Origin of the sequence: Flavobacterium sp. EDS (assembly GCF_020991525.1) — a bacterium.
Taxonomy (GTDB): Bacteria; Bacteroidota; Bacteroidia; order Flavobacteriales; family Flavobacteriaceae; genus Flavobacterium.
Genome location: NZ_JAJMOZ010000003.1, coordinates 133,688 through 146,710, shown reverse-complemented (window position 1 = coordinate 146,710; position 13,023 = coordinate 133,688). Strand labels below are relative to the sequence as shown.

Genomic DNA, 13,023 nt, shown 5'->3' with positions numbered 1-13,023 from the left:
TTCCCTATTTTATTAGTACTGATAAGTCATTTCTAATTTCTAATCAGTAGCAATTTTATAAGTAGGATCATCTACAATATCAACAATAACAGCAGCGTTTTTAAGCAATAATCTACAGTCTTCGCTTAAATGATACAAACGAACCGTTTTATTTACTTTAGCATACCGTTCCGTAATTTTATTTACGGCATCAATAGCGCTCATATCAACAATTTTACTTTCTTTAAAATCTATAATTACCTCATCAGGATCCTCATTAACATCAAATTTCTCCATGAATGCCATTGCAGAACCAAAAAAAAGAGGCCCAAATATCTCGTAATGTTTTACTCCATTATCATCAATATATTTTCTGGCACGAATACGTTTGGCGCTTTCCCAAGCAAAAACCAATGCCGAAATAACAACACCTATCAAAACAGCCAAGGCTAGATTGTGCATAAAAATAGTTATCACAGCTGCCACAATACCGACAAAGATATCATGTTTAGGCATTTTATTAATGATTTTAAAACTAGCCCATTCAAACGTTCCTATCGCAACCATAAACATGACACCAACCAAAGCAGCCATAGGTAATTTTTCTATTACAGGAGCTCCAAACAAGATTATAACAAGAATAGTTAATGACGCAATAATACCCGATAAACGAGCTCTGGAACCTGCTGAAATATTTACCAGCGTTTGAGCAATCATTGGACAACCACCCATCCCGAAGAAAAATCCATTTACAATATTGGCGCTTCCTTGAGCAATACATTCGCGATTTCCGTTTCCTTTAGTTCCCGTAAGCTCATCAACCAAGTTTAATGTCAGTAAGCCTTCAGTTAAACCTACAGAAGCCATAATCAAAGAATATGGGAATATTAATTGTAAGGTTTCCAAATCCCAATTAATATTAGGCAAATGAAAAGAAGGGAAACCACCGCTTATCGAAGCTATATCTGCGACTGTTTTTGTCTGAATACCTAAACCCAGAACCAAACCAAAGACCACAATAATAGCTACTAACGAAGCTGGAATAGCTTTAGTTACTTTGGGAAACAAAATTACGATAGCTACCGTTAAAGCAACCAGTCCCAACATAATAAACATAGGACTTCCCGAAAACCAAACAGCTTCCCCATTAACAACAGTTTTAAATTGTTTTAGTTGCGACATAAAAATCACAACAGCCAAACCATTTACAAAACCATACATTACAGGTTGAGGAACCAACCGAATAAATTTCCCCCACTTAAAAAAACCTACCAAAATTTGCAAAACTCCAGCTAAAGCTACAGCAGCAAAAACATATTCCAAACCATGAGAATTCATTAAAGCAATCAATACAATCACCGTTGCTCCTGCTCCACCCGAAACCATTCCTGGACGTCCTCCAAAAATAGCCGTAATCAATCCCATGATAAATGCAGCATACAAACCAACCAAGGGAGGAAAACCAGCAAGTATAGCAAACGAAAGTGATTCGGGAATCATAGTCATTGCCACAGTTAAACCTGCCAGGATTTCTGTTTTATAATTTACTTTTTGTGTAAAATCAAATAAGTTAAAATACTGCTTCATTATTTAAATGTAAATCTATAATCTAAAACTCATAAAAAAGGTTACCTCTTCTGTAATAAATGTTTCAAAAACAAGAAAGAACCTTTTTTATTAGCACTACAAAAGTAACTAATTTGAAACGCGCAACAACACTTATTCAACATAACAGTTCCTAATAAAATAAATGAATGAGATAAGGTAAAATACATCAATCGTTAGTACAATTTTTGATACTGCTGAAAGCAAAGAACAATCAATTTTTAAACATAAAAAAAGCCCCAAATTGGGGCTTTATATTTTTAACTTTCATCTTCATCAGTATTATGCGATTTAGAGTAATTCCTCCATCTTTCAATACAATCTTTAAAATCATCGGGTAATTCAGTGTCAAAACGCATCATTTCACCCGTTGTAGGATGAACAAATCCTAATGTTTTAGCATGTAATGCTTGTCTAGGTAAAGCTTTAAAACAATTATCAATAAACTGTTTGTATTTCGTAAACGTAGTACCTTTTAAAATCAAATGACCACCATAACGCTCATCATTAAAAAGCGGATGACCAATATGTTTCATATGCGCACGAATTTGGTGAGTTCTACCTGTTTCAAGCTGACATGAAATCAAAGTAACATAACCAAAACGCTCCAAAACTTTATAATGCGTCACAGCAGGCTTACCAATCTCTGGATCAGCAAAAACAGCCATTTGCATTCTGTCTTTCAGGTGTCTTGCCAGATTACCTTCAATAGTTCCTTGCTCCTCAGTAACATTTCCCCAAACCAGAGCAATATACTCTCTTTCAGAAGTTTTAGCTTCAAATTGTTTGGCAAGATGTGTCATTGCAGCTTCCGTTTTGGCAATAACCAAAAGTCCCGAAGTATCCTTATCAATTCTATGAACCAATCCTGGACGTTCACTGCTGTTCATAGGCAGGTTATCAAAATGATGTGCCAAAGCGTGAACCAAAGTTCCTGTATAATTTCCGTGTCCCGGATGCACAACCATTCCTGGCTCTTTATTGATTAACAACAAAGCGTCATCTTCGTAAACAATGTTCAGCGGAATATCCTCTGGAATAATATGATTTTCATACGGAGGATGTGATAACATAACCGTAACTACATCAAACGCTTTTACTTTGTAATTTGACTTTACAATAACGTCATTCACAAAGATATTACCCTCTGTAGCAGCATTCTGAATCTTATTTCTGGTTGCATTTTGTATTAAGCCCATTAAATATTTGTCGATTCGTAAAGGCGCTTGTCCTTTAGGAACTTCAAATCTAAAATGCTCATATAACTCTTCTTCTAAATCTAAACTATCGGTATTATTATTGTTCATTTGCTGTTTTTTCATCTTCAGGCACTGCTAGAGAATCTGCCGGTTGACTTTCATCTAAATAACTTGCTTTTCCATCGCCCAAAACCAAATCAATTTTTGATGATTTCAGTACACGATCTCCTACTTTTAAATTTCTTCCTTTGTAACGCATCTCCAAGACCATGTCTTTACCAAGGTTCGGAATATAGGTAATTGTACCTTCTTGAAGTCCTAATGCTTTTAAGGTTGGTACTGCTTCACGATATGTTTTTTCAATTAAATCCGGAATACGAACTGATGAAAAACCGGAAGAATTTATTTTAATATAAATCTTTCTCCCCACTTTTACTTTTGTTCCAGGCAAAGGATCTTGCTCAACAACACTATATTTAGGGAAATCACTTTTGTAATCTACACTATCCAAAAGCACGTAATCCAAATCCAGACCGTCCAATTTTGCCTCAACTTGCTCTTCTGTCAATTTTTTCAAATCAGGTACTTCAATTTCATGTCCGTGATCAGTGGTAAATGTCAGCCAGTGCATAAACAAATACCCCAAAACTGCAATAATTGCAACAGCAATTAGTATTTGCGTAAAAAATACTCGGCTAGTTAGATACTTACGTAAACTCATAAATTTATTTTTATTTGTGGCAAAGATAAAGATTTCGTTTCAAAAAAAATGATAATTTTGTTTAATACAACAAAGTGGCCCAATAGCCAATAATAGTAGAAACAAAGAACAATCGAAACGAACATTTTTAGGAGCCATTCCCGCTATTCGCTTTATCTTTTTCTATGCAAAAAAGCATAAAAAAAGGATGTCGCTACTATCGGGGCTAAAAACAAGCCGTTTTCACAACAACTTTAAAATCAAGAAACAAAACATACTTACATAGCTTTCAACAGCATAAAAAAGAAAAAAATGAAAAACATTGCCATTATCATGGGAGGATATTCTAGCGAATATCAAATATCACTAATCAGCGGAAACGTAGTATATCAATACCTTGATAAAACCAAATACAATGGTTTCCGAATCCATATTTTTAAAGAAAAATGGGTTTATGTAGATGAAAAAGATGCCGAATTTCCGATAGATAAAAATGATTTTTCGGTTACAGTAAACGGAAATAAAATCACTTTCGACTGTATATTCAACGCCATTCATGGAACACCAGGAGAAGATGGACTAATGCAAGCCTATTTTGAATTATTGCACATTCCACAAACATCATGTGACTATTACCAAGCAGCATTAACCTTTAACAAACGTGATTTACTTTCTGTTTTAAAGCCATACGGAATAAAAACAGCAATTTCTTACTACCTAAACAAAGGAGATCTTATCAATACCGACGAAATTGTAAAAAAAGTAGGATTGCCATGTTTTGTAAAACCAAATAAAGCAGGTTCAAGCTTCGGAATTTCAAAAGTAAAAACTGCGGCCGAGCTTCCTATTGCGATAGAAGTTGCCTACAAAGAAGATAACGAAATTATCATTGAAAGCTTCCTTGACGGAACCGAGGTTTCTGTTGGAGTAATTAATTACCAAGGAAAAGTTATCGTGTTACCAATTACCGAGATAGTCTCAGACAATGATTTCTTTGATTATGAAGCCAAATACCAAGGAAAATCACAAGAAATTACACCAGCAAGAATCTCTGACGAATTAACACAAAAAGTAAGTGAAGTAGCAAAACGCGCTTATGAAGTCTTAAAAATGAAAGGATTCTCAAGAAGTGAATTCATTATTGTTGACAACGAACCATATATGCTAGAAATGAACACCATTCCTGGTTTAACAACTGAAAGTTTGATTCCACAACAAGCAAAAGCAGCCGGAATCACTTTAGAAGATTTGTTTACAAATTCAATCGAGTTAGCTTTGGCGTAGCCAAAAGTTGCTAAGGCCCTAAGGTTCTGAGGTACTAAGATAAAAAACTTAGAACCTTAAAAAAACCTTTGCCACTCTGAACCTCTGAATCTTAAAAAAAAATGAGAAAAGCCATATTTCCAGGATCATTTGATCCAATTACACTTGGACACGAAGACATCATTAAACGAGGAATTTCTCTATTTGATGAAATCGTAATTGCTATTGGTGTAAATGCCGAAAAAAAATACATGTTCTCGCTCGAAGAAAGAAAGCATTTTATCGAAGAAACATTCAAAGATGAACCCAAAGTAACCGTAATTACCTATGAAGGACTTACGATTGATTTGGCTAAAAAACAAAAAGCCCATTTTATTTTAAGAGGTCTTCGTAATCCTGCCGATTTCGAATTTGAAAAAGCCATTGCACATACTAACAGAAAACTTTCTAAAATAGAAACCGTATTTCTGCTTACCGCTGCCAGCACATCGTATATCAGCTCAAGCATAGTTCGTGATGTACTTAGAAATGGTGGAGAATACGAGATGTTAGTTCCTGATGCGGTTAGAGTTCAGAAGTAATTCAACCAAAAAAACATAAATTTGCAAAACGTAGTATTTAACTGTATTTTTGCATTTAAAATAATAATAGAAGAAAATGAGCATAGAAAGAGAATTAAACAAACGTAGCGGATCAAAATGTGAACTTTGTGGTGCAACCGAAAACCTAAAAGTATATCAAGTACTACCTACTCAAAAAGGCGGAATTGATGAAAGTGTAATGGCTTGCAGTACTTGTATAGATCAAATAGAGAATCCAGATAACGTAGATTTAAATCATTGGAGATGTTTAAATGACAGTATGTGGAACGAGAATGTTGCCGTACAAGTTGTAGCTTGGAGAATGTTAAGCAGAATGCGCGCAGCTGGATGGCCACAAGAATTATTAGACATGATGTACCTAGACGAAGACACTTTGGCGTGGGCACAAGCAACAGGAGAAGGTGAAGATGATGAGAATAAAATAATACACCGTGATAGCAATGGCGTAATTTTAGAACATGGAGATTCTGTAGTTTTAATTAAAGACTTAAAAGTAAAAGGATCTAGTATGGTAGCTAAGCAAGGAACTGCAGTACGTAACATCCGTTTAGACCATGAAAATGCCGAATACATCGAAGGAAAAGTAGACGGTCAGCAAATTGTAATTATTACACAATACGTGAAGAAAATATAATTTTTTAAAAGTTACAAAGGGACAAAGAAACAAAGGCTTGTGTAGCTTACTCTCAAAAACTTACAACCCTAAAACTAAAAAAGGCTATTCAAATGAATAGCCTTTTTTAGTATATAGATTAAAAAATCTAATTATTTTTGAAACAATTTACTTACTTGGTCTTTTGTTAAAGCCTCAGAAACATTGTTTGAGTTACCTTCTTTATTCGAAACCATAAATTGAACTGTAGGTTTATCAATACTTGCTGTATAATGCAACCAAACGTAATTGTTAGGTAATTCTAATTTGATATCATACAAAGGAGTTGCTGCAAATCCGTTTACGATAATATTGTAAAGATTAAGATAATCATTATCAATATTCTTAAAAGTGAATTTTCTTAAAGTATTGTTTTCATCATCACTTTGAATACAGTTGTAAAATACAGTGTATTCATCTCCAATTTTTTGGATATAATTATTGTTTACTTTACCTAATTTCTCAACAGGTACAGTTTCAATAACTTTAATTTGAGCAAAAGATGCAAAACTTAAAAACAAAACAGTAATTGTAATAATTTTTCTCATAATATTCTTTGGGGTTTATTTATTTGATGGCGCAAACATAATAATAAAAAAAACTAACTCCTTTCTTACACAGTTAATTTATTGACATTAAATTCAAATTAATTTTTACAATTATTCCTTTCCCTCAAAAAACAAACAAGTAACTATTTGTTTATAAATAAATTACTCCTCTTCCTTCTTAATTACTTTTCTTGCTACTTCAATTTTAAATTTTTTGCCTTTCATCTTCTCATCTTTAATGTTTTTAAGCAAATCTTTTACTTTATTGAATTTCACAGCAGCAAATGAAATAAAATCTTTTACTTCAATTAATCCCAAATCACCTTTTTCAAGTTTTCCTTTTTGAGAAAAGAATCCAACAATATCTATTTTGTTTAATTTGGTTTTCTTTCCGCCACTAATATATATTGTCTGAAATTCTGGAGGTTTAGGTAAAGTCGTAATATTGTCGACCTTTAAAACATCCATATCATAATTAATATAGTCTAATTTTTTCTCACTTTCATGAACGATAATATAAGCTGTACCCGATGCAAGCATACGAGCAGTACGACCGTTACGGTGTGTAAACTCATCTTCCTTTAATGGTAAATGATAGTGAATAACATGGTTCATCTCAGGAATATCAAGACCACGAGCAGCTAAATCGGTTGTGATTAAATAACTCACACTACCATTTCTAAACTGAATCAAAGCACGCTCACGCTCATCCTGATCCATTCCGCCATGATAATATGTCGCGTAAATTCCTTTTTCATTTAATGTATCACTAATACGTTCAGCAGCATCACGATGGTTACAAAAAATAATAGCCGATTGCGATTTTAAAGAACATATTAAGTTAAACAAACTTCCTATTTTGTCTTTAGATGGAGAAACAACCATTTTCATCGAAAGATTCGATTTCTCTTCTTCCTCAGGAATAAAATCCAAAATCGTTGGATTGATTACTCTTGTGTATTTTGGAATTTCAATATCAGATGTAGCCGAAACTAACACACGCTTGTTCAATTTTGGCAATTTACCAATGATAAAAGACATTTGCTCATGGAATCCCAATTGCAATGATTTATCAAATTCATCCAAAATTAAAGTCTGAATTTTATCTAAACGGAAAGTTCCTCTATCAATATGATCGGCAATTCTACCTGGAGTTCCTATTAAAACTGCTGGTGGATTACTTAAATTCTTAATTTCTGTATCGATCGAATGGCCTCCGTAACAAATATTAACTTTGTAATCGGTTCCCATTTTCTTCCAAACCTGTTCAATTTGCAATCCTAATTCACGCGAAGGAACAAGGATTAAACATTGTACAGAAAGAATTTCGGGTTGTAGTAATTCTAAAACTGGCAGCAAAAAAGCTAGTGTTTTCCCAGAACCAGTTGGAGAAAGTAGTAAAACATTGTTGTCATTCAGGATAGCATCCTGAGCAACTTCTTGCATTTCGTTTAGGCTTTCGATACCTAAATTCAAAAGTATATTATTCGAATGGTGTTTCTTATTCATTTTGCAAAAGTAGACAAATTTGTTTCAAGTTTTATTTGTTTAAGGTTTCATGTTTGAAATGAGAATAGAAAATTTAACCGCAAGGTTCGCAAAGCTGCATGTTTTATAAACCTTGCGGACTTTGCGAAATCTTTGCGCCCCTTGCGGTTAAAAACTTAAAAATCCCAATACCCTACTGTTCTAATTCCTTAAAAATCAACTCCAATTCAGCTATTTCACTTTCTGTTAATGGTTTCAACGGACTTCTTAAAAAACCTCCATCAATCCCTTTTATTTTCAAACCAGCTTTAATCGTTCTTGGCAAACCTTTGTTTACAATGAATTTTAAAAGATTTAATTGTTTGTAAAATACCTTTTGAGCTTCCTGTAAATCATTTTTCTGAATAGCATTGTACAAATCAACATTCAGTTCTGGAATCAAATTTGGTGCAGCAGTACACCATCCTGTTGCCCCAGCAGAAAATGCTGCTAATGCCAACGGATTTGATCCATTAAAAAATGCGACATCATCGCCAAGTTCCCTTTTTAAATAATGCATTCTTTGCACATCTCCACTACTTTCCTTAATCATAGTAACATTCGGAATCTCCAATAGTCTTTTTAATAATGCAGGAGACATATCTACTCCACCCGTTGCAGGGTTATTGTACGCCATTATAGGAATCGAAATTTGCTTGGCAACTGCATCATAATGTTGTACAATTTCATCATCTGTAAGTTTCCAATAACTCATCGGAATGATCATAACTGCATCTGCACCTGCTTTTTCAGCAAACTTAGCATGATAAATTGTTTTTTCAGTAGTTAGGTTTGACACACCCACCAAAACAGGAACCCTACCATTAACTTGTGCTATAGTAGCTTCAGTAATTGCTTCTTTTTCTTCATCTGTCAAATACGGCATAACACCTGTACTTCCTAGCGGAGCAACACCATGAGATCCAGAAACAATCAATCTTTCTAATAGCTTTTTGTACAATACAATATCTACTTTTTCGTCTTTGTCAAACGGAGTAATCGGATAGGCAATAATACCTTTAAACAATGTGTTTTTCATTTACTTTTCTTTTTAGTTAAAGATCTCTTCCTTCTTCTTCACGTAATGCAACTCCTAAATTCTGAAGCTGAGGTGCGTTTTCACAAGCAATATATTTAGCCGATACTTCACTGCTCAAATTCTTGTGTCTGTGCCAAGCCCAACTCGGAATATAAACAGCATCACCTGCCTTCCACTCTACTTTTACATCTTCAACTTCGGTATAACCGTGCCCCTCGATTACATACAATACCGTTTCATAAGTATGTCTGTGCCTGTTTGTCATTTGATCTGGCAATAAACCACCAATAGTCATACTTACGTTTTTACTAGGAAGATCAATAAAAAAAACAGGATGCTTTCTTTCCGTAGAAAATTGGTTATGAACTCCCTCTTGCTCAACATTTTTGTGTATTAATTTTTCTGGCATCACAAAAGTTGGTCGTGCAAATGTTTCATGAAAGTCTTTTGATGAAAATTGTTTTTTAGTTTCCATAATTATATAATTTATTTGTTTTTGCATTATTGCGTTACAAAATTACCGTAACTTTGGACTACCCATATAACACAGTTTAAACACAAATACCTAGTCCAGATGTTAAGACCTTGGCAATTAGAAATTCAGATAAACAATAATTCTGATAAAGCAATTTATCTCCAAATCGCTGATGCAATTATTGAAGCTATAAAAACAGGAGTTCTCAATAACGGAAATGCTTTACCAGGAAGCAGGCAACTTGCTGGACTACTTAAAGTGAATAGAAATACAGTTATTGAAGCCTTAGATGTTCTCATAGCCGAAGGTTGGCTTATTACAATGGAAAGGAAAGGCACTTTTGTTGCCGATATTTTACCTATCGTTACCGAAACTACAAATCATAAAAGGGAAATTGAATCTATAACTAAAGAAGTAAAACCTCTTTTAGTTTTTGACGATGGTATTCCCGATAGCCGAATTGCGCCAATGAATGAACTGGCAAGGGCTTACAGACAGATTTTTAATCGAAAATCGCGCTGGCAGATAATGGGTTATAGCAACGAACTTGGGAATTTAGAATTCAGAAAAGCCATTGTTCAAATGCTAAATTTTAAAAGAGGAATGAATATTACTCCTGATGAAATATGTATTACCCGAGGAAGCCAAATGGCTATGTACCTCGCTTCCCATTGTTTGTTTACCAAAGGAGATTATATAATGGTCGAAAACCCTGGATACAAACCTGCTTGGGAAACATTTGAAAATGCCGGAGCCGAATTGCTTCCTATAAATGTTGACAAAGATGGGTTGTTAATTGATGAAGTCGAAGAATACCTAACGAAATACAAGAATATTAAAGCCATTTACGTTACACCGCACCATCAATTTCCAACGACTGTAACATTGAGCTTAAAAAGAAGATTAAAGCTCGTAGAATTATCCAATGCATACGGTTTTACAATCATAGAAGATGATTATGACAACGAATTCCATTTCGGACAAAGACCAATCTTACCTATTTCGAGTTACAACAATGCCAAAAACACGGTTTATATAGGAACATTAAGTAAAATTGTTGCACCAGCATTGAGAATTGGTTATTTGGTAAGCAATCCAGAAACTGTAGAACAAGTGGCCAAACATCGAAAGATAATCGATGTACAAGGCGACAATATAATGGAAGAAGCTGTTTTACAACTGATAAATGAGGGTGAAATAAAAAGACACCTCAAAAGAACAACTGTCATTTACAAAGCCAAAAGAGATTATTTTGAAACCATTTGTAATAAATACCTAAAAGACAAAACAACTTTCGTAAAACCTGAAGGTGGCTTAGCCTTTTGGATTGTACCCAATTCACCCGTAAACATCTTCGAAATTGCAGATAAACTCCTTTTAAAAGGCATAAAAATTATGACACCCGAAAAGTTTAGCTTCAATAAACCCATATCAGGTTTCAGACTTGGCTACGCCTCCCTAACTGAACAACAAATCGAAGAAGGGATTATCGAGCTCGCTAAACATTTGTGATCGGGAATTTGTTTCAAGTTTTTGTTTGTTTCAAGTTTAAAGTTTCAGGTTTAAAGTTTAAAGTTTAAAGTTGAATTGCGGTTAAACTTTGTGCAGATTTTACCGCAATCCCACTAACTTTTGGAAGCAAAGAGCTATACACCGTTTAGTTTCTTTGTGGTATTGCAAGTTTGCTAGAAATAAGTTAATGTGTTTTACTGTAAATATACCTAAGTAACTCTACTCTCATTTCAACTTGAAACCTGAAACAAATAAAACTTCATATTTATTTTCTATTAAAACCCCGCTCTTTGAAGTATTCTTAAATTGCTATACGAAGTCGGGAGACTTTTCACAGCACTAATTTTAGTGATTAAAAAGGCTTCTGAAAGTAAGATATTTATAGTAATTGATTATTATTTCTTGTCAATCTTATAAAGTCTTCCTCCATCAGTAACAGCATATAATGCTCCGTCTTTTCCTTGAGTAACATCTCTAAAACGCTGGTTTTCTGAAACCAAAAGTCTTTCTTCGCCAACAACTTTATTGTCCTTTATAGCAAGGCGTACAATATGCATCCCGCTTAAAGCCCCTATGAAAAGATTATTTTGCCATTCCGGAACACGATTTCCTGTATAGAAAGTCATTCCACTTGGTGAAACCACTGGATCCCAATAGTAAACCGGCTGTTCTAAACCATCTTGTTGCTGAGTTCCCGCTCCAATTTTTTCTCCGCTGTATTCTATTCCGTATGTAATGGTTGGCCATCCATAATTTGCACCTGCTTTTATACGATTGATTTCATCTCCTCCACGTGGTCCGTGCTCGGCAAGCCAAATTTCATTAGTAACTGGATTAAGTGCTAAACCCTGTGGATTTCTATGACCAATACTATATAATTCCGGTAAAGCTCCAGCTTGCGTAAAAATAGGATTTCCAGTTGCGGGTTGTCCCTCTTTTGTAATTCTGACTACTTTCCCCAAACCTGTTGTAACTGATTGCGCTAAAGGTCTGGTTTCAAGTACAGATCTTTCTCCAGTACTTACAACAAGAAAACCTGTTTTATCAAAAAGAATACGTCCGCCATAATGAAGTGTACTTGCATTGGCTGGTTTAGCTCTGTAAATAACGGTTGCCCCTTCGATTGTTTTTTCATCAGCTGCTAATTTTCCTTTGGCTACTGCTGTATTGTTTCCGCCAGCTGTAGCTTCTGCAAAAACCCAGTAAATCATACGATTAGTTGCAAATTCAGGATCAATACATAACCCTAATAAACCTCCCTGCCCAGCAGAATTAACGGCAGGAATACCTGTAATTGCGCCACTTACTACTCCAGCTGTTGTAGCAATACGCATTGTTCCTGTTTTTTCGGTGATTAATAATCTGCCATCAGTAAGACTTGTAATTCCCCATGGGCTTGTTAATGTTGTAGCAATAACAACTCCCTCGTAAGGTGTATTAGTTTGCACACCCCTTATTCGGGTTTGTCCTTCAAATGCCGGTTTGTAAGTTGTATTAGCAGCATTTCCTTCTACAGGATTTGTTGTTGTACCTGGATTTACATCGACATCTTTATCACCAGAGCAGCTTAATAAACTTATTAGCACACTCGAAACAATAGCAATTTGGTTAATATTTCTCATGATTTTTTTGGGGTTTAATAGTTAGAACATATCAAAAGTCTTAATTATAAAACAAAAAAAGTTATATAATTTATGAGAAAGCTTATACGATTATAAGTTTCAAAGTGCTGGTTTTATTTTAATGTCAAGTTATTTTACCACAAAGTTCGCAAAGCTTTTTGCATTTGACCTCGAAATACAGCTAAAAATCTAAACTTTAAGGCTTTGCGAAAAACAAGTAACTATATTTCACTATAAATACATCAAAATAAGGCTACTCTCATTTCAGCTTAAAACTTGAAACCTGAAACAAATAAAACT

12 protein-coding genes are annotated in these 13,023 nt (G+C 34.4%); 4 read left to right on the top strand and 8 right to left on the bottom strand.

Translation table 11 applies throughout. The features are described 5' to 3' along the window. Positions 1-39: 39 nt before the first annotated feature. The 3 genes from LPB87_RS06050 to LPB87_RS06040 all read right to left on the bottom strand — a co-directional run bounded on the left by LPB87_RS06050 (position 40) and on the right by LPB87_RS06040 (position 3,504). Positions 40-1,566 carry a SulP family inorganic anion transporter gene (locus tag LPB87_RS06050; protein ID WP_230605280.1) on the bottom strand — a complete coding sequence of 509 codons (1,527 nt, stop codon included), beginning with the start codon at positions 1,564-1,566 and terminating at the stop codon, positions 40-42. Positions 1,567-1,844: 278 nt separating this feature from the next. Next, positions 1,845-2,891, bottom strand: coding sequence for an RluA family pseudouridine synthase (locus LPB87_RS06045; RefSeq protein WP_129541023.1), 1,047 nt, complete (start codon positions 2,889-2,891; stop codon positions 1,845-1,847). Beyond that, a complete protein-coding gene (locus LPB87_RS06040) occupies positions 2,881-3,504 on the bottom strand; it encodes a PASTA domain-containing protein (protein ID WP_129538085.1) in 624 nt (207 codons plus the stop codon). The genes LPB87_RS06045 and LPB87_RS06040 overlap by 11 nt, the downstream gene beginning before the upstream one ends. A gap of 291 nt (positions 3,505-3,795) precedes the next feature. Here LPB87_RS06040 and LPB87_RS06035 point away from each other — a divergent pair, with 291 nt between their 5' ends. From LPB87_RS06035 to LPB87_RS06025, 3 genes are all read left to right on the top strand, one after another. Continuing rightward, complete coding sequence (locus tag LPB87_RS06035; RefSeq protein WP_230605279.1) at positions 3,796-4,767, top strand: D-alanine--D-alanine ligase; 972 nt, start codon at positions 3,796-3,798, stop codon at positions 4,765-4,767. 101 nt (positions 4,768-4,868) lie between these two features. Beyond that, positions 4,869-5,327 (top strand): pantetheine-phosphate adenylyltransferase, encoded by a 459-nt coding sequence (gene coaD, locus LPB87_RS06030; protein WP_129538083.1) that lies wholly within the window; start codon positions 4,869-4,871, stop codon positions 5,325-5,327. A 76-nt stretch (positions 5,328-5,403) separates the two neighbouring features. Beyond that, positions 5,404-5,982, top strand: coding sequence for an alkylphosphonate utilization protein (locus LPB87_RS06025; protein WP_129538082.1), 579 nt, complete (start codon positions 5,404-5,406; stop codon positions 5,980-5,982). A 131-nt stretch (positions 5,983-6,113) separates the two neighbouring features. On the opposite strand, the gene LPB87_RS06020 is transcribed toward LPB87_RS06025, so the two are convergent. The 4 genes from LPB87_RS06020 to LPB87_RS06005 form a co-directional block, all read right to left on the bottom strand. Further along, positions 6,114-6,548: a hypothetical protein gene (locus tag LPB87_RS06020; RefSeq protein ID WP_230605278.1), complete on the bottom strand. Its 435-nt coding sequence runs from the start codon at positions 6,546-6,548 to the stop codon at positions 6,114-6,116. 162 nt (positions 6,549-6,710) lie between these two features. Next, the gene (locus LPB87_RS06015; protein ID WP_230605277.1) at positions 6,711-8,057 is read right to left on the bottom strand and encodes a DEAD/DEAH box helicase; all 1,347 of its coding nucleotides are present in this window, start codon (positions 8,055-8,057) and stop codon (positions 6,711-6,713) included. Between the two features lie 172 nt (positions 8,058-8,229). Next, a complete protein-coding gene (locus tag LPB87_RS06010) occupies positions 8,230-9,114 on the bottom strand; it encodes a dihydrodipicolinate synthase family protein (protein ID WP_230605276.1) in 885 nt (294 codons plus the stop codon). A 16-nt stretch (positions 9,115-9,130) separates the two neighbouring features. Continuing rightward, complete coding sequence (locus LPB87_RS06005) at positions 9,131-9,589, bottom strand: cupin domain-containing protein (protein WP_230605275.1); 459 nt, start codon at positions 9,587-9,589, stop codon at positions 9,131-9,133. 99 nt (positions 9,590-9,688) lie between these two features. On the opposite strand from LPB87_RS06005, the gene LPB87_RS06000 reads away from it, so the two are divergent. Then, positions 9,689-11,101, top strand: coding sequence for a PLP-dependent aminotransferase family protein (locus tag LPB87_RS06000; protein ID WP_230605274.1), 1,413 nt, complete (start codon positions 9,689-9,691; stop codon positions 11,099-11,101). Positions 11,102-11,496: 395 nt separating this feature from the next. Here the strand turns inward: LPB87_RS06000 and LPB87_RS05995 are convergent, their stop codons facing one another. Continuing rightward, positions 11,497-12,723: a PQQ-dependent sugar dehydrogenase gene (locus LPB87_RS05995; protein WP_230605273.1), complete on the bottom strand. Its 1,227-nt coding sequence runs from the start codon at positions 12,721-12,723 to the stop codon at positions 11,497-11,499. Between the last annotated feature and the right edge of the window lie 300 nt (positions 12,724-13,023).